This window comes from Streptomyces sp. NPDC008121 (assembly GCF_042957155.1).
Taxonomy (GTDB): Bacteria; Actinomycetota; Actinomycetes; order Streptomycetales; family Streptomycetaceae; genus Streptomyces.
Genome location: NZ_JBIBHT010000010.1, coordinates 12,694 through 28,550, shown reverse-complemented (window position 1 = coordinate 28,550; position 15,857 = coordinate 12,694). Strand labels below are relative to the sequence as shown.

The 15,857-nt window shown below is 74.6% G+C and carries 11 protein-coding genes; 6 read left to right on the top strand and 5 right to left on the bottom strand.

Annotation, left to right across the window (positions count from 1 at the left end):
* Positions 1–47: 47 nt before the first annotated feature.
* Positions 48–1,625, bottom strand: a complete 1,578-nt coding sequence (locus tag ACFZBD_RS29510) for an LCP family protein (protein WP_391145424.1) — start codon at positions 1,623–1,625, stop codon at positions 48–50.
* Positions 1,626–1,811: 186 nt separating this feature from the next.
* The gene (locus ACFZBD_RS29505) at positions 1,812–2,564 is read right to left on the bottom strand and encodes a TIGR03089 family protein (RefSeq protein ID WP_391145422.1); all 753 of its coding nucleotides are present in this window, start codon (positions 2,562–2,564) and stop codon (positions 1,812–1,814) included.
* A 137-nt stretch (positions 2,565–2,701) separates the two neighbouring features.
* Between ACFZBD_RS29505 and ACFZBD_RS29500 the strand changes: the two genes are divergently transcribed.
* The 3 genes from ACFZBD_RS29500 to ACFZBD_RS29490 all read left to right on the top strand — a co-directional run bounded on the left by ACFZBD_RS29500 (position 2,702) and on the right by ACFZBD_RS29490 (position 6,332).
* Positions 2,702–4,048 carry an N-acetylmuramoyl-L-alanine amidase gene (locus tag ACFZBD_RS29500; protein ID WP_391145420.1) on the top strand — a complete coding sequence of 449 codons (1,347 nt, stop codon included), beginning with the start codon at positions 2,702–2,704 and terminating at the stop codon, positions 4,046–4,048.
* A gap of 95 nt (positions 4,049–4,143) precedes the next feature.
* Complete coding sequence (locus tag ACFZBD_RS29495; RefSeq protein WP_391145418.1) at positions 4,144–5,226, top strand: sugar phosphate nucleotidyltransferase; 1,083 nt, start codon at positions 4,144–4,146, stop codon at positions 5,224–5,226.
* A 92-nt stretch (positions 5,227–5,318) separates the two neighbouring features.
* The gene (locus ACFZBD_RS29490) at positions 5,319–6,332 is read left to right on the top strand and encodes a DNA-3-methyladenine glycosylase family protein (protein WP_391145415.1); all 1,014 of its coding nucleotides are present in this window, start codon (positions 5,319–5,321) and stop codon (positions 6,330–6,332) included.
* A gap of 96 nt (positions 6,333–6,428) precedes the next feature.
* Here ACFZBD_RS29490 and ACFZBD_RS29485 read toward each other — a convergent pair whose 3' ends face one another.
* The 3 genes from ACFZBD_RS29485 to ACFZBD_RS29475 are packed head-to-tail and all read right to left on the bottom strand — an operon-like array spanning position 6,429 to position 9,328.
* The gene (locus ACFZBD_RS29485; protein ID WP_391145412.1) at positions 6,429–7,775 is read right to left on the bottom strand and encodes a coenzyme F420-0:L-glutamate ligase; all 1,347 of its coding nucleotides are present in this window, start codon (positions 7,773–7,775) and stop codon (positions 6,429–6,431) included.
* Positions 7,772–8,728, bottom strand: coding sequence for a 2-phospho-L-lactate transferase (cofD, locus tag ACFZBD_RS29480; protein ID WP_391145409.1), 957 nt, complete (start codon positions 8,726–8,728; stop codon positions 7,772–7,774). The genes ACFZBD_RS29485 and cofD overlap by 4 nt, the downstream gene beginning before the upstream one ends.
* 36 nt (positions 8,729–8,764) lie before the next feature.
* Positions 8,765–9,328: a cupin domain-containing protein gene (locus ACFZBD_RS29475; protein WP_391145406.1), complete on the bottom strand. Its 564-nt coding sequence runs from the start codon at positions 9,326–9,328 to the stop codon at positions 8,765–8,767.
* Positions 9,329–10,068: 740 nt separating this feature from the next.
* Between ACFZBD_RS29475 and ACFZBD_RS29470 the strand changes: the two genes are divergently transcribed.
* The 3 genes from ACFZBD_RS29470 (at position 10,069) to ACFZBD_RS29460 (ending at position 15,816) form a co-directional block, all read left to right on the top strand.
* The gene (locus tag ACFZBD_RS29470) at positions 10,069–10,332 is read left to right on the top strand and encodes a WhiB family transcriptional regulator (protein ID WP_015033978.1); all 264 of its coding nucleotides are present in this window, start codon (positions 10,069–10,071) and stop codon (positions 10,330–10,332) included.
* A 220-nt stretch (positions 10,333–10,552) separates the two neighbouring features.
* The gene (locus ACFZBD_RS29465; RefSeq protein WP_391145403.1) at positions 10,553–14,293 is read left to right on the top strand and encodes a glycosyltransferase; all 3,741 of its coding nucleotides are present in this window, start codon (positions 10,553–10,555) and stop codon (positions 14,291–14,293) included.
* The gene (locus tag ACFZBD_RS29460) at positions 14,290–15,816 is read left to right on the top strand and encodes a DUF5719 family protein (protein WP_391145400.1); all 1,527 of its coding nucleotides are present in this window, start codon (positions 14,290–14,292) and stop codon (positions 15,814–15,816) included. The genes ACFZBD_RS29465 and ACFZBD_RS29460 overlap by 4 nt, the downstream gene beginning before the upstream one ends.
* Positions 15,817–15,857 lie beyond the last annotated feature (41 nt).

The following is a 15,857-nucleotide window of genomic DNA, read 5'->3' as shown; positions in this document are numbered from 1 at the left end:
AATTTGCCCAAACCTCATCCACCCCAGCCCTCCCCTTGAGCTCCGCTTTACCCACCCCCCTGCGGGCAGGCCCGCTCCGCCGCGTTGTGCCCGGTGAACGTCGGCGTCGGCGCCGTCGTCGGTGTCCCCGCGTCGTCCTGACCGTCCGTCTGTCCGTCCGTCCCGCTGTCGCGCGCCACGTTCACCGGCTTGTCCTCGCGCAGCCGCGTGAACAGCTGGCTCGCCTTGGGTTGGACGAGTTCGTCCCGGTTCGCGTCGTATCTGTAGGGCCGGCGCGGCACCGTGAGGAACTGCACCTTCTCCGTCGGGATGCTCCGCATGGAACGCGCCAGGTTGTACAGGTCCCGCAGCGAGTCGAGCCCGGGGTCGGTCGTGATCGACTTGGTCGCCGCGTCGAGCACCGGATAGAGCCGCGTCGGGTTGAGCAGGACCCCGTTGCTCTGCACCTTGTTGACCAGGGCGCCCAGGAACTGCTGCTGGCGGTCCATGCGGTCGGTGTCGCTGCCGTTGCCGAGCGTCTTGCGCGCCCGTACGAAGCCCAGCGCCTGCTCGCCGCGGAGCGTCTGGCGACCGGCCGGCAGCTTCAGACGGGCGTCGTCGTCGTCGATCGGCTCGCGGAGACAGACCTCCACCCCGTCCACGGCGTCGACCATCTTCTTGAAGCCCCGGAAGTCGATCACCATGTGGTGGTCGACCCGGATCTTCGTCAGCCGCTCGACGGTACGGATCGTGCACGCCGTCCCGCCGATCTCGTACGCCGAGTTGAACTGGGCGAACTGCTCACGGCTGCGCTTTCCGTCCGCTTCCCGACAACTCGGGATGTCCACCATCAGATCGCGCGGGATGGAGACCGCCGTCGCGCTCGACCGGCCCGCCGAGATGTGCAGCAGGATCACGGTGTCCGACCGCTGGGTGCCCTTGTCCCGCCCGTACGCGGCGTTGCCCGCCCCGGCCCGGGTGTCCGAGCCGATCATGAGGATGTTCCGCGCGGCCGAGACGACGGGCGCGGGCCGCTCCTTCTCGTACTCGAGCAGTTCGGCGGCGGCACTGGTGTCCGTGGTGATGTTGCCGTCGAGCTTGCGGTAGAAGAACCAGCCGGCGCCGGCCGCGCCGAGCAGCACGACCGAGACGCCGAGCGCCGTCCAGCGCAGCCAGTGCCGCCGCTTGCCCCGCGGGGCGCCGTCGGGCTCCTCGCCGGTCTCCGGACCCCCGGGGCCTCCGCCGCCGCCGGCGCCTCCGCCGGGGCCCGGGGCGAGGGGCGGGGCCAGGGTGCCGGTTCCGCTGGCGGTGGGGGAGGAGGCGCGGGCGCGGGCGGGGTCGGCGGGTTCGTGGACGGGGCCGCCGCCTCCCGCGGTCCTGGAGGCGGCGGGGCTTCCGGCGGTTCCCGGCTTGCCCCCCTTGCCGCCCTGACCGGGCTTGCCGTTCCCGGCGCGCCCGCCGGTCCTGCCGTTCCCGCCGTTCCCGGCGTTCCTGCCCGTCCGGGCCGGCCTGCCCGTGCCGTTCGTCCGGCCGGTCCGGCCCGGCTTGCCGGTGCGTCCGGGGGCGGCGGGCGTGTCGGAGGTGCTGGACGTCTCGTCCTCGGCCGGGTGGTCCGGTTCGGCGGGCGTGGCAGCACTGTCCGTCACGTCTGAGTCCGTCCTTCATGGCGTCGGCGGCGCGCCCGGGCCGCCGGTCGAAGGGGTAGACGGCTGAACCCGACGCTTGGTTGTCCGGGGAGGGACGCGTACCCGTCGATCATCCACCGGAGTGGACGCGCAGACCCGGGGACTCGGCGGGTCGCTGCGCCGTACGGGTGGCTCTCCCGCCGCTCGTCACACCGCCGTCGCGGTGACCCGCTCGCTCTCGACGCGCTTGTCGAACGCCTCGGGCGCCAGCTGGTCCAGGTTCCGGCACAGCACGACGGAGCCGCCGGCGGCCAGGGGCGCGTACAGCCCGGCGGACAGCCCCTCCCAGGTGTCGTACGACAGCCCGGAGAGCAGCCGCGACCCGGGCGCGAGGCCCCGCGCCCCGGCGTCCGCCCGGGCGCGCTCGACCAGTTGGGCGCCGGTCGACTCCGTACCGCCGACCAGGAGGGCGGGGGAGTCCGCGTCGACCGGTACGAAGGGGGCGAACCGGTCACCCTGGCTCGGCACCTCCACCGCGTAGTCGGCGTATCCGGCGGGCGGCGCGGGGAAGCGGCGGCCCAGCGGGGCGAGGGAGAGTGCGATGCGGTCCCCGGAGCAGGCGAGCCCCGCCTCGAGCGTCCCGGGTCCCGCGACGACGTAGTCGGCGTCGGCCGGGTCGCCGCCGACCACGGCGGTCACGCCGACGGACGAGCAGGCGAGCAGCCAGACCGCGGTCTGCCAGTGCGCGGGCAGCAGCAGGGCGAGCCGGTCGCCGGGGGAGGCGGACAGCTCGCCCTGGAGGAGGTTGGCGGTCTTGGCCACCCAATTGGCGAAGGTGGCGACGGACAATTCCACGCGCTCACCGGTGGCGTCGTCGTAGAAGGTGACCAAGGGGCGGGCGGGGTCCGCGGCGAGCGCGGATCGCAGCAGGTCGGCGGGGGTGCGGTCGCTGGCGTTCACGCGGGCAAGCGTACGCGCGGAGGGGCGCGGGAACCCCCCGTACCGGTGACACCGTCCACCGGTCGGACTGACGGCCCGTCCATTTCCGGGCCCCATCCTGCCGCGCGGAACGGACGCGCCGTACCGACGATCGGTCCATGCGTGCCAACCTGGTTTCCTCGATCGCCGTCACGTGCGCGGCAGCCCTCACGCTGCCGCTGACCCTCGCGACCCCCGCGGCGTCGCACTCCGGCGCCCCGCCCGCCGCTCCCGCCGCCCCCCAGGGAGAGGGGGACCTCGCCGGATCCACCCAGTCCCTGCGCCTCGTTCCGCTCGGGGGCGGTGAACGGACCATCGGGGGAGCCCCCGCCGAGCGCGGCCTCGCCCGGCAGGACGTCAGGCCGTTCTCCCTGCTCGGCGTGGTGTGGGACGACGTCAGGGCCCCCTTGCACGGCACCGTGCAGGTCCGCACCCGGGCCACCGGCGGCTCGGAGTGGTCGGGATGGCAGGACGTGGAGACCCACACCGCCGAGCACGGCGCCGATCCGGACAGCCGGGAGGGCAGCTCCGCGGCGCTGCGGGGCGCCACCGCCCCGCTGTGGGTCGGCGATTCGGACGGCGTCGAGATCCGCGTACGGCCGGAGGGGCGCGGCGCGGCGGCGCTCCCCGCCGGACTGCGCCTCGAACTGATCGACCCGGGCCCGGAGCCCCGCGCCGACGCGCCGGGCGCGTGGCCGGAGCCCGCCGCCCAGCGGGCGATGTCCGCCTCCTCGAACGCCGCGGCCTCCTCCTCCTCCTCGGCGGTGCCGGCCGCCGGGGCGTCGGTGCTCCCGGCGCTCTCCCGGGCCGCCACGGCCGCGGCGGCGGGGCTGTCGACCGCAGGCGTCGCCGCGAAGCCGTACATCGGGCCCCGCCCGAAGATCGTCACCCGCAAGGGCTGGGGCGCGGACGAGAAGATGCGCGAAAAGGGCTTCGTCTACACCAAGTCGGTCAAAGCGGCCTTCGTCCACCACACGGCCACCGGCAACAACTACTCCTGTGCCCAGGCGCCCTCCGTCCTGCGCGGTATCTACCGCTACCACGTGAAGAGCAGCGGATGGCGTGACTTCGGCTACAACTTCGCCGTCGACAAGTGCGGAAACATCTACGAAGGCCGGGCCGGGGGCGTGTCCAAGCCGGTCCTCGGCGCGCACACCCTGGGGTTCAACACCAACAGCATGGGGATCGCGGTCATCGGCACCTACAGTTCCACCAACCCGCCGGCCGCCGCCGTGACGGCCGTGGCGCGTCTGACGGCGTGGAAGCTGGGGCTGCACGGGGGGAATCCGAAGGGAAAGGCGACCCTGACGTCCGGCGGCGGGAACCGCTACAAAAAGGGCAAGAAGGTCAAGTTCAACACCATCGCCGGCCACCGTGACGGCTTTGCGACGGACTGCCCCGGCGGGCGCCTGTACGGCAAGCTCGGTACCGCCCGGACGGCGTCGGCGAAGTACCAGGGCCGATGATGACGAGAACCCGCCTGAACGTCCGCATAAACTGACCGGTCATATCGCACGGACGAGCGATGTGACCGGACCCGGACAGGAAGCAGAGACGACAGGTGACAGAAGCGATCCTCCTGGTCGGTGGCAAGGGCACACGGCTGCGGCCCCTGACGGTGAACACCCCGAAGCCGATGGTTCCGGCGGCGGGCGTCCCGTTCCTGACGCACCAACTGGCTCGTGCCCGCGCGGCGGGCGTGGAGCACATCGTGCTCGCCACGTCGTATCTGGCGGAGGTCTTCGAGCCCTACTTCGGCGACGGTTCGTCGCTGGGGCTGCGCCTGGAGTACGTCACCGAGGACGAGCCGCTCGGCACGGGCGGCGCGATCCGCAACGTCGCCTCGCGCCTGGACTCCGGCCCGGACGACCCGGTGCTGGTCTTCAACGGCGACATTCTGACCGGCCTGGACATCCAGGCGCTGGTCGCCACCCACGCCTCGTCGGGCGCCGACGTCTCGCTGCACCTGACCCGCGTCGAGGACCCGCGGGCCTTCGGCCTGGTCCCGACGGACGGCACCGGCCGCGTCACGGCCTTCCTGGAGAAGCCGCAGACGCCCGAGGAGATCGTCACCGACCAGATCAACGCGGGGGCGTACGTCTTCCGCCGCTCGGTGATCGACACGATCCCGGCGGGCCGCCCCGTCTCCGTCGAACGGGAGACGTTCCCCGACCTGCTCGCCTCGGGGGCGCACCTCCAGGGCATGGTCGACTCCACCTACTGGCTCGACCTGGGCACCCCGCAGGCCTTCGTCCGCGGCTCCGCCGACCTGGTCCTGGGCCGCGCCCCGTCGCCGGCGGTCCCGGGCCGCTGCGGCGACCGGCTCGTCCTGCCGTCGGCCCGCGTCGCCCCGGACGCCAAGCTCACCGGCGGCACGGTGGTCGGCGCGGACGCGGTGGTCGGCGAGGGCGCCCGCGTCACGGGCTCCGTCCTGCTGGCGGGCGCGGTGGTCGAACCCGGCGCGGTGATCACCGACTCCCTGATCGGCGCGGGCGCCCGCATCGGCGCCCGCACGGTCCTGACGGGCACGGTCATCGGTGACGGCGCCCACGTGGGGGCCGACAACGAACTCCGCGACGGCGTCCGCGTCTGGTGCGACGCCCGCCTCCCGGCGGGCTCGGTCCGCTTCTCCTCGGACCAGTAGCGGACCACCAGCGGACCAGCGGCACCGGAGCGGCCCGGCCCGGCGCCGTCTCCGGCACCCCCCGCCGCCCCCGGCCGCTTACCCTCGTACCCATGGCCGGCCGCTTCGCTCCACGTCCCACCCGCACCAGCGTGCGGGGCGGTCATGTCGCCGTGCCCCCTCCCCGCCCGGCCGGTGCCGTCCGGACGGCCGCGGTGACGCGGCGGTGGGTGCCGGAGGAGCCGCTGGACCTGGGGCTCACCCTCGGCCCGCTGCGGCGCGGGCCCGGCGACCCCACCTTCCGGGCCACCGCCGACGGGTCCGTCTGGCGGACCAGCCGTACGCCCGCCGGGCCCGGCACGCTCAGGGTCGTCGCCCGGGGCGGCGCGGTGGAGGCCGAGGCGTGGGGGCCCGGCGCGCAGTGGTTCCTCGACCGGCTGCCCCAGCTCCTCGGCGCCGACGACGACCCGTCCGTCTTCACCCCCCGCCACCGGCTGCTCGCCGCCACCCACCGCCGCCGCGCCGGACTCCGCCTCACCCGGACCGGCCTGGTCATGGAGTCGCTGGTCCCGTCGATCCTGGAGCAGAAGGTCACGACCGCGGAGGCGTACCGCGCCTGGCGTCTGCTCGTACGGAAGTTCGGCGAGCCGGCCCCCGGGCCCACGCCGGAGGGGACGTACGGACTGCACGTCGTGCCCGACGCCCGCACCTGGTCGCTCATCCCGTCCTGGGAGTGGCACCGCGCCGGCGTCGACGGCAAGCGCGCCGCCACCGTCCTGCGCGCCGCCAAGGTCGCCCGCCGCATGGAGGAGGCGGCCACGATCGAGCCGGAGGAGGCCCAGCGGCGCCTGGAGCTGATCCCCGGCATCGGCCCCTGGACCTCCGCCGAGACCGTCCAGCGCAGCAACGGCGCCCCGGACGCCGTGAGCGTCGGCGACTACCACCTGCCCGGCATCGTCGGCCACGCCCTCGCGGGCGACCGCACCGCCGACGACGCGGCCATGCTGGAACTGCTCGCGCCCTACGCCGGCCAGCGGCACCGCGCGGCCCGGCTGATCCTGCTCAGCGGCCACACCCCGCCCCGCCGCGCGCCCCGGATGACCCCGGGCGACATCGCGGCCCTCTGACGAGGCCCCGGCCCGCGCCCGCCCGCCCCGGCCCGCGCCCGCCCGCCCCGGCCCGCGCCCGCCCCGGGTCTGCGCCCGCCCCGGTCTGCGGTGGCCTCAGCGCACCTCGATGAACGGTCCCGCCTGCCGCGCCGGCCGCTCCTTCGGCGCCACCGCCGCGTGTCCGACCGCCACCGCTCCCATCGGGTCCCAGCCCTCCGGCAGCCCGAGGACCTCCCGGACGACGTCCCGGCAGAACATCGTGGACGACACCCACGCCGAGCCCAGCCGCTCACCCGCCAGCGCCACCAGGAAGTTCTGCACGCCCGCGCCCGCAGCCACGACGAACATCTCGCGTTCGGCGGCGTCCCGGCGCGCGTCGCCGTAGTGATGGGAGCCGTCCATGACCAGGCACGGCACGACGAGGTACGGCGCGTTCCGCAGGACGTCGCCGCGGCGGACGCGCCGGGCGACCGACTCCTCCGACCTGCCGTCCCGGCGCAGGTCCGCGATCCACGCCTCCCGCATCGCGTCGAGCAGCCGGGTCCTGGACCCGGCCGATTCGAGCAGGACGAAACGCCAGGGCGTGGTGTGGTGCGGGGCCGGCGCCGTGACGGCGGCCGCGACGGCGCGCCGGACCGCCCCGGGGTCGACGGGCTCGTCGGTGAACTCCCGGACGGTACGCCGCTGGGTCACCGCCTCCCGGACCGCCTCCGAGGTGCCGAGCCGGAACATGTCGTCCGCGGCGCCCCGGATCAGCGCCCGGGCCCCGCCCTCGGCGCCGGCGACCTCGCCCACCAGGTGCGGCAGCCCGCGGACCACGGCGACCGGCATCCCGCTCGTCTTCCCCTTGACCAGGTCTCCCGCCGCGGCGAGTTCGTCGGCGGTGGCGACGACGGTCGCGCCGAGCGGGTTGCCGTGGGCGTCCGTACCCCCGCGCAGGTCGTCGAGGACCCGCACCCCGGCCGCACCGATCGCCACGTCCGTCAGACCGCTGCGCCAGGGCCGGCCGAAGGTGTCCGTGACGACGACGCCGACGTCGACACCGAGCGCGTCCCGCAGCCCCTCCCGGATGGCCCGGGCCGAGGCGTCCGGGTCGACGGGCAGCAACAGCACCGTCCCGGCGGGGGTGTTGGAGGCGTCCACACCGGCGGCGGCCATGACGAGCCCCTGCCGGTTCTCCACGATCCGGAGCGCGCCGCGCCGCGCGACCACGCGTACGGTCTCGGCGTCGATCGCCTCCTCGCGGTCGTCGGCGGCGATCATCCGCCCCTCGGCCTTGCTGACGATCTTCGAGGTGACGAGCAGGACGTCACCGTCCCGCAGCTCCGGGGCCGCGGAGGCGATCAGCTTGGCGAGATCGTCCCCGCTCCGCACCTCGGGCAGCCCGCCCGGCGCCCACACCCGGTAGGCGGGCGCGCCGGTGTCCCCCGCCGCCCCCGGCACGGCCGTGTCTCGCGTCATCCCCGGACCTCCTCCGCCAGCGCCAGCGCCTCGCGCGCCATCGCCTCGGTCGCGTCCAGGTCCGTCATCATCAGCGGCACCGCCCGGCAGCGGATCCCCGCCGCCTCCACGTCCGCCACGGTTCCGGCGTCGACCGTGTCGACGAGCCAGCCGTCGAGCAGCCCCGAGCCGTAGTGCCGCGCCACCGCGGAGGCCGTGGACTCCACCCCCACCGCCGCGAGGACCTTGTCGGCCATGCCCCGCACGGGCGCGCCGCCGACGACGGGGGAGAGGCCGACGACCGGCACGTCCGCCTCGGCGATCGCCTCGCGGATCCCCGGCACGGCCAGGATCGTGCCGACCGACACCACGGGGTTGGACGGCGGGAAGAGAACGACGTCCGCCTCGGCGATCGCCTCCAGCACGCCGGGCGCCGGCTTCGCGGTCTCGGCGCCGACCGGCACGACGGCCTTCGCGTCCACGGACGCCCGGAGCCGTACCCAGTACTCCTGGAAGTGCACCGCCCTGGACTCGCCGTCCACGTCGATGGCGACATGGGTCTCGATCCGGTCGTCGGACATCGGGATCAGCCGTACGCCGGGCTGCCAGCGGGCGCACAGCGCCTCGGTGACGGCGCTCAGCGGGAAGCCCGCGCCCAGCATCTGGGTACGGACGATATGGGTGGCGAAGTCCCGGTCGCCGAGGCCGAACCACTCGGGCCCGACCCCGTACGCCGCGAGCTCCTCCTTCACCGTGAAGGACTCGTCCTCGCGCCCCCAGCCCTGCTCCTCGTCGATGCCACCGCCGAGGGTGTACATCACCGTGTCGAGGTCGGGGCAGACCTTCAGCCCGAAGAGATGGATGTCGTCACCGGTGTTGCCGATGACGGTGATCTCCGCGTCGGGCGCGGCCCGCTTCAGACCGCGAAGGAAACGGGCCCCACCGATGCCACCTGCCAGAACCACAATGCGCATGCGAACAGTCTGTCAGGCGGGTGACGGACGGGAACGTCAGGCTCCCAGGGCGGCCGCGGAGGCCGGAGCACCCGGTCCGGAGACCGTTCCGGCTCCCGCGGGGGCGACCGGGGCCGCGGTGGCCCCTTCGCGGTGCGAGGCGTGCAGGGGCATCTCGGTCAGGCCCGGGTAGTAGACGTGCAGGCTGACCGCCGGCTCCAGGGAGTCGTTGGCGACCTCGTGCACGTACCCGGGCGCGAAGACCCGCTGCGCCCCGGCCCCCAGCGTCCGTACGCCCCGGTCCGTACGCTCCGTCAGTTCGCCCTCGAGGACGGTCAGCACGCCGGACGAGTCGCCGTGGTCGTGGGCTCCGCTGCCCTGACCGGGCACCCAGGAGAGCAGCCAGACCTCGTAGCCGGGGCCGGTGCGCAGCCGGTGGTACCAGCGGGTGGTGGCGTCGTACCGGACGTACGGGGCCCACTGGGCGCGGTCCGCGGCGAGAGAGCGGGCGAGGCCGGCGAACTCGGCCACGGTGGCGGGGTGCTCGCGGGCGGGCTGGAGGAGGTGCTGGACCTCCAGGATGTCGCCGGCGATCTTCAGGTCGCTGTCGCTGCTGTTCATGGGTGCGGTGGTTCCTCGGCAGGAGCAGAAAGGTGCAGTGCGGGGGTGTCGCAAAAAAATGGGGGTGCCCCGGGAAAACGGGGGTAGCGCGAGAAGGGTGACGCGAGAGAGCGAGAGGGCCGGAGCCCTGGGGCTGAGGGAGCCGGGGCATCGACGGCCGGTGTGTCCACAGCCGGTGGATCTTCAGCTGAGGGATCAACAGCTGGGACAACAACAGCAACAGCGAGCCTGGACAGCGCGGCGGAACCCACGGGCGCGGGTCGCGGAGGGCGCTGAGATCGCTGGCATGGCACCAAAGGTGACGGGCGGGCGGCCCGACTGTCAACTCATTGCCCGTTTTGGGGGCAAAGTTTCACCTCATCCGGTTACAGCGCCCGGAGAAAGGTTTGTGCAGCGCCGGACCAGGAGACATGGCGCAGCAACCAAGCCCGTAAACGCGGCAGACGTCTCGTGACCGGACTGTGATCCCGATCGCTTCCGTGGCCGAATCGCAACAAGATCCACGCCTCGGTCGTCCTTCCCTTCGAGCGGGACGCGGGTCAGGCCGGTGGCATGTGTCAGGTTTTTAGTGATTTGAACACTTTCCGCGTAGCCTTGGTTCCGCAGAGTGAATACCGGGCCCAATAGCAGATTCCGGCTTGACTCGCACAGAGCACGAACTTGTAATTTCACTCGTGTCGTTCGGCCGGAATCGGTAACGGCTACATCACGGGGACGCTAAAGACAGACGAGGGGCGCACATGACCGAGTTGTTCCAGGAACTGCTGGTCGAGGACGCGGACGAGGAACTCGGCTGGCAGGAGCGCGCACTGTGCGCCCAGACCGATCCCGAGTCCTTCTTCCCCGAGAAGGGCGGCTCGACCCGCGAGGCCAAGAAGGTCTGCCTGGCGTGCGAGGTCCGCTCCGAGTGTCTGGAGTACGCCCTCCAGAACGACGAACGCTTCGGCATCTGGGGCGGTCTGTCCGAACGCGAACGCCGGCGCCTCAAGAAGGCCGCCGTCTGACGCCCACGGCGCCCGACGGCCGCGGCCCCGCCGGACCCCGGCACACGATGCCGAAGCCCGGCCCCAAACCGCGCACACCCGCACACACCGAACGGTCCGCCCCCTGTGCTCTGTCCACAGGCGGCGGACCGTCCCCGTTGGCAGCCGTTAGTGTGGGGCCCCGTCCGAGACGCACCCACGCCCCCCGCGGGCGACCCCCGGCCGGAGGGCCCGTACCTCGATGTCCTCAACTCCCGAGTTTCCGCGACACGTCGTCACCGCCGTGCTCGTCGCCCACGACGGCGCCCGCTGGCTGCCGGACGCCCTCGCCGGGCTGCTCGCCCAGGAACGCCCCGTGCAGAACGTCCTCGCCGCCGACACCGGCAGCGCCGACGACTCCGCGCGCCTGCTCGCCGACGCCATCGGCGACGACCGCGTCCTGCACCTCGCCCGCCGCACCGGCTTCGGAGCCGCCGTCGAGGAGGCCGCCCGCACCGCCCCCGTGCTCGGCCCCGAGGAACTCCCGTACCTGAAGCGCCCCAGCGGCTGGGACCCCGTCAGCCGCACCTGGCGCGACGACGCCTACGACCTGCCGGAACTCCCGCACGGCGAGCCCGTGCAGTGGCTCTGGCTCCTCCACGACGACTGCGCCCCCGAGCCCGACGCGCTCGCCGAACTCCTGCGCGTCGCCGACTCCGACGCGTACGCCGCCGTCGTCGGCCCCAAGCTCCGCGGCTGGTACGACCGCAAGCAGCTGCTCGAAGCCGGCGTCTCCATCGCCCGCAGCGGCCGCCGCTGGACCGGACTCGACCGCCGCGAACAGGACCAGGGCCAGCACGACCAGGTCCGCTCCGTCCTGTCCGTGTCGAGCGCCGGCATGCTGATCCGCCGCGACGTCTTCGAGGAGCTCGGCGGCTTCGACCGGCGCCTGCCCCTCATGCGCGACGACGTCGACCTCTGCTGGCGCGCCCACTCCGCCGGCCACCGCGTCCTCGTCGCCCCCGACGCCGTCCTGCGGCACGCCGAGGCCTCCGCCCGCGAACGCCGCACCGTCGACTGCGCCGGCCGCTCCGTCGCCAACCCGCACCGCGTCGACAAGGCCGGAGCCGTCTACACCCTCCTCGCCAACACCCGCGGCGCCGCCCTCCCGTACGTCCTCGTCCGGCTGGTCCTCGGCACCCTGCTGCGGACCCTCGCCTACCTCGTCGGCAAGGTCCCCGGCCAGGCCGTCGACGAGGTCATGGGCCTCTTCGGCACCCTGCTGCGGCCCGAGAGGATCCTCGCCGCCCGCAAGCGCCGCAAGAACCCCGCCGTCGCCGCGAGCGAACTGCGCCCGCTCTTCCCGCCGCCCGGCGCCACCGTCCGGGCCGCCGCCGAACAGGTCGCCGCCGACTTCGGCGGCTCCGACGCCGACTCCGGCGGATCCCGCCACGGCGCCGTCGAATCCGGCCCCGGCGGCGACGACGCCGACTTCCTGGAGATCGAGCAGTTCGCCCGCCTGAAGAAGATCGCCGGCAAGCCGGGACCGCTCCTCTTCGCCCTGCTCCTCATCGTCTCCGTGGTCGCCTGCCGCGGGCTCTACGGCGGCGGCTCGCTCGCCGGCGGAGCCCTGCTGCCCGCCCCCGACTCCGTCTCCGGACTCTGGGCCCGGTACGCCGACGCCTGGCACGCCATCGGCACCGGCGGCACCCAGACCGCACCGCCGTACCTCGCCGTCCTCGCCGGACTCTCCACGCTCTTCCTCGGCTCCACCTCCTTCGCGCTGACCCTGCTCCTCGTCTGCTCGGTCCCGCTGGCCGGCTTCACCGCCTACTTCGCGGCCCGGCCGATCGTCGAGTCCCGGCTGCTGCGCGCCTGGGGCTCCATCGCGTACGCGTTCCTGCCCGCCGCCACCGGAGCGCTCGCCACCGGCCGCCTCGGCACCGCCGTCCTGGCGATCCTGCTCCCGCTCATCGCCCGCGCCGCCGTCGCCGCCGCCGGACTCCACCGCCCGGACCGCGGCAGCTGGCGCGCCACCTGGGCCTACACCTTCCTGCTGACCTTCACGATGGCGTTCACCCCGATCGTCTGGCCGCTCGCGGTTGTCCTCGGCATCGCCGTCCTCGTCCTGCGCCGCGACGACATCACCGCGTACGGACTCCGCTTCCTGGCGACCGTCGGCACCCCCCTCCTCGTGCTGGCCCCCTGGTCGCTCACCCTGCTGACCGGCCCGAGCGCCTTCCTCCGCGAGGCCGGGCTCGATATTCGTACGGGAACGGCCTCCGCCCTCGACCTGCTCGGGATCAGCCCCGGCGGCCCCGGCACCCTCAGCGGCCTCCTCCTCGTCGGCATCGTGCTCGCCGCCCTGGCCGGGCTGTTGCGCGAGGAGCGCCGGTTCGCCGTCCGCACCGCCTGGGCCGCCGCCCTCGCCGGCCTCCTCTTCGCCGCCCTGTCCAACGGCGCCGACGGCACCGGCTGGGCCGGCCCCGCCACCCTCGTCTACGGCGCGGCCCTCCTCGTTGCCGGCATGATCGGCGCAGAAGGCGGCCGCACCCGCGTCGCCGCCCACGGCTTCGGCTGGCGCCAGCCGGTCGCCGCCCTCATCGCCCTCGCCGCCGCCCTCGGACCGGTCACCGCCGCCGTCACCTGGATGATCGCCGGCGCCGACGGCCCGCTGACCCGCCGCGACCCCGTCCAGGTCCCGGCGTTCGTCGCCGAGGAGAGCGGCACCCGCGACCAGCCCCGCACCCTCGTCCTCGGCGGCACCTCGCCCGGCGAGGTCGCGTACACCCTCGTCCGCGGCTCCGGCGGTCGCCTCGGCGACGCCGAACTGGCCGCCGCCGCCGGCGGCGACCCCCTCCTGGACAAGGTCGTCGCCCACCTCGTGGCCGGCTCCGGCGCCGACCAGACGGCCGAGCTGAGCGGCTTCGCCATCCGCTACGTCCTCGTACGGGACGGGGCACCGCGCCAGATGAGCCGCGTCCTCGACTCCACCCCCGGCCTCAGCCGCCTCAGCCAGCTCGACGGCAGCGCGCTCTGGCGCGTCGACCGCGAAGTCGCCCGCGCCATGATCGTCCCCGCCGCCCCGGCCGAAGGCGCCCCCGCCGGTAGCGGCGCCGGAACGGACACCGCGGCCCGGCCCGTCGCCGTCGCCGCCGGACCCGTCGAGGCCCACACGAAGATCCCGGCGGGCCCCGCCGGCCGGGTCCTGCGCATCGCCGACCGCGCCGACGACGGCTGGACGGCCACGCTCGACGGCAAGGAGCTGAAGAAGACCACCGTCGACGGCTGGGCCCAGGGCTTCGCCCTGCCCACCGAGGGCGGCCGCCTCGACCTCACGTACGACGAGCCGCTCACCCACACCGCCTGGATCTGGGCCCAGGCCGGCCTCGCCGTCGTCCTGCTCGTCCTCGCCCTGCCCGGCCGGCGACGCGAGATCGACGACGACCTGCCCGAGGAGGAGGTCGCCGTCCCCGCCCAGGCCATGGAGGGCGACGGCCGCCGGGCCCGCCGGCTGCGCGCCGCCGCCGAGGCGGAGGCCGCCACGGCCGCCGAGGGCGCGGAAGCCACGGACACCGCGCACGCCCCGGCGGACGGACAGGCCCCGGCGCCCGTCACCGTCCCGGCGCAGCAGACGTACACCGCCGACGAGTGGCAGCAGCCCCAGGAGCAGTACGCCCAGCAGGGCTACCCCCAGCAGTACGCGCCGTACGCCGCCGACCCGTACCAGCAGCACCCCCAGCAGTACGACCAGCAGGCGTACGAGCAGGGCTACGAGCAGGGCTACGAGCAGACCTACGGTCAGCAGCAGTACGACCCGTACCAGCAGCAGGGGTACGAGCAGCAGCCGTACGAGCAGCCCTATGAGCAGCAGCCCCCGCACGACCCGCAGGCCCCGGACCAGCAGGGGCACGGCCGGCAGGGGCACGGGCAGCAGGCGTACGACCCGTACGGCTACGGCTATGACACCGAGCAGCGTCCCGACGGGAGCAGCAACCAGTGAAGCGCACCACCCTCTCCCTGATCGCGGCCGCCACCGCCCTCGCCGCCGTCACCGGCTTCGCCGCCCTGACCGCGCCCGACGGCGCCCCCGCGGCCCCCGCCCTCGCAGGGCAGCCGCTGCCCGTGGAGCGCTCCAGCCTGCTCTGCCCGGCCCCGAGCGTCTCCGAGCTGGCCGAGACGGTCTACACCTCGTACACCCCGGCCGGGAAGACCGGCGCGCCCGCCGCGGGCACCGGCAAGCCGGGGGCGGCGGGCAAGGCGGAGCTCAGGCCGGCCGCCGCCGCCGCGCCGGCCGACGGCAAGCCGAAGAAGCCCGGGGCCGCCAAGCCCCCGGCCACCGTCACCCGGCCCGGCACACCCGTCACCGCCAAGGCCGACGGCGGCGCCGCCCCCGCCCTCACCGGCTCGGCGACCGGCACCCTCGCCCCCGGCTGGACCGTCCAGCAGACCACCGTCGTCCCGGCCGGCGGCTCCCGCGGGCTCCTCGGCGTCTCCTGCACCGCGCCGGACACGGACTTCTGGTTCCCGGCCGCCTCCACGGCCAAGGAGCGCCAGGACTACGTCCACCTCACCAACCCCGACGACACCGCCGCCGTCGCCGACATCGAGCTGTACGGCCCCGAGGGCGCCCTCCCCTCGCAGCTCACCGAGGGCATCCCGGTCCCGGCCCACTCCAGCGTCCCCGTCCTGCTCTCCACGCTCACCACCGAGGCCGCACAGCCCGACGTGACCGTGCACGTGACGACCCGCAGCGGACGCGTCGGCGCGGTCATCGGGGCCGCCGACGACAAGCTGGGCAGCGACTGGCTCGCCGCGTCGGCCGACCCCGCCGCCCGCGTCGTCCTGCCCGGCATCCCGAAGGACGCCACCTCCGTCCGCCTGGTGGCGTACGCGCCCGGCGACGACGACGCCGACCTGAAGATCCAGCTGGTCGGCGAGGGCGGCACGATCGTGCCGGCGAGCGCGCAGGCCCTGTCGGTGAAGTCGGGGATGACCGCCGCCGTCGACCTGCCGGACCTCACCCGGGGCGAGGCGGGCGCGCTGCTGCTCACCCCGGCCGACCCGAAGAAGCCCACCCCCGTGGCCGCCGCCCTGCGGGTGGTCCGCGGCAAGGGCGACAAGCAGGAGGTCGCCTTCATCCCGGCGACCCCGGCGATCACCGCCCGCGCCATCGTCGCGGACAACCGCGCGGCCGGTTCGACGCTCTCGCTGACCGCTCCCGCCGAGACGGCCGAGGTCAAGGTCACCGCCTCCGCCGGCACGGGGGGCGGCACCACGGTCTCCAAGACGTTCACGGTCAAGGCCGGGACGACGACGGCCGTGGCACCGCCCGTCCCGGCCGGCCTGAAGGGTTCCTACGCCCTGACGGTGGAGCGCGTCTCGGGCGGCCCGGTCCACGCGGCGCGCATGCTGGCCCTCCCGCAGGACGGCGTCCCGATGTTCACGGTCCAGACGCTGGCCGACGACCGGGGCACGGTCGTGGTGCCGGCGGCGAAGCAGGACCTGTCCGTCCTGGACGACTGACGAGTACGCGAACCGGTCGGGCGGCGGGGGTGGCCCTCCGC

Bases quoted from the DNA above. Each gene is read 5' to 3' on its own strand.
- ACFZBD_RS29470 (WP_015033978.1), top strand. From the start codon at position 10,069: ATGACCGAGTTGTTCCAGGAACTGCTGGTCGAGGACGCGGACGAGGAA.
- ACFZBD_RS29465 (WP_391145403.1), top strand. From the start codon at position 10,553: ATGTCCTCAACTCCCGAGTTTCCGCGACACGTCGTCACCGCCGTGCTC.
- ACFZBD_RS29485 (WP_391145412.1), bottom strand. From the start codon at position 7,775: ATGACGCGAGACACGGCCGTGCCGGGGGCGGCGGGGGACACCGGCGCG.
- cofD (WP_391145409.1), bottom strand. From the start codon at position 8,728: ATGCGCATTGTGGTTCTGGCAGGTGGCATCGGTGGGGCCCGTTTCCTT.
- ACFZBD_RS29475 (WP_391145406.1), bottom strand. From the start codon at position 9,328: ATGAACAGCAGCGACAGCGACCTGAAGATCGCCGGCGACATCCTGGAG.
- ACFZBD_RS29490 (WP_391145415.1), top strand. From the start codon at position 5,319: ATGGCCGGCCGCTTCGCTCCACGTCCCACCCGCACCAGCGTGCGGGGC.
- ACFZBD_RS29500 (WP_391145420.1), top strand. From the start codon at position 2,702: ATGCGTGCCAACCTGGTTTCCTCGATCGCCGTCACGTGCGCGGCAGCC.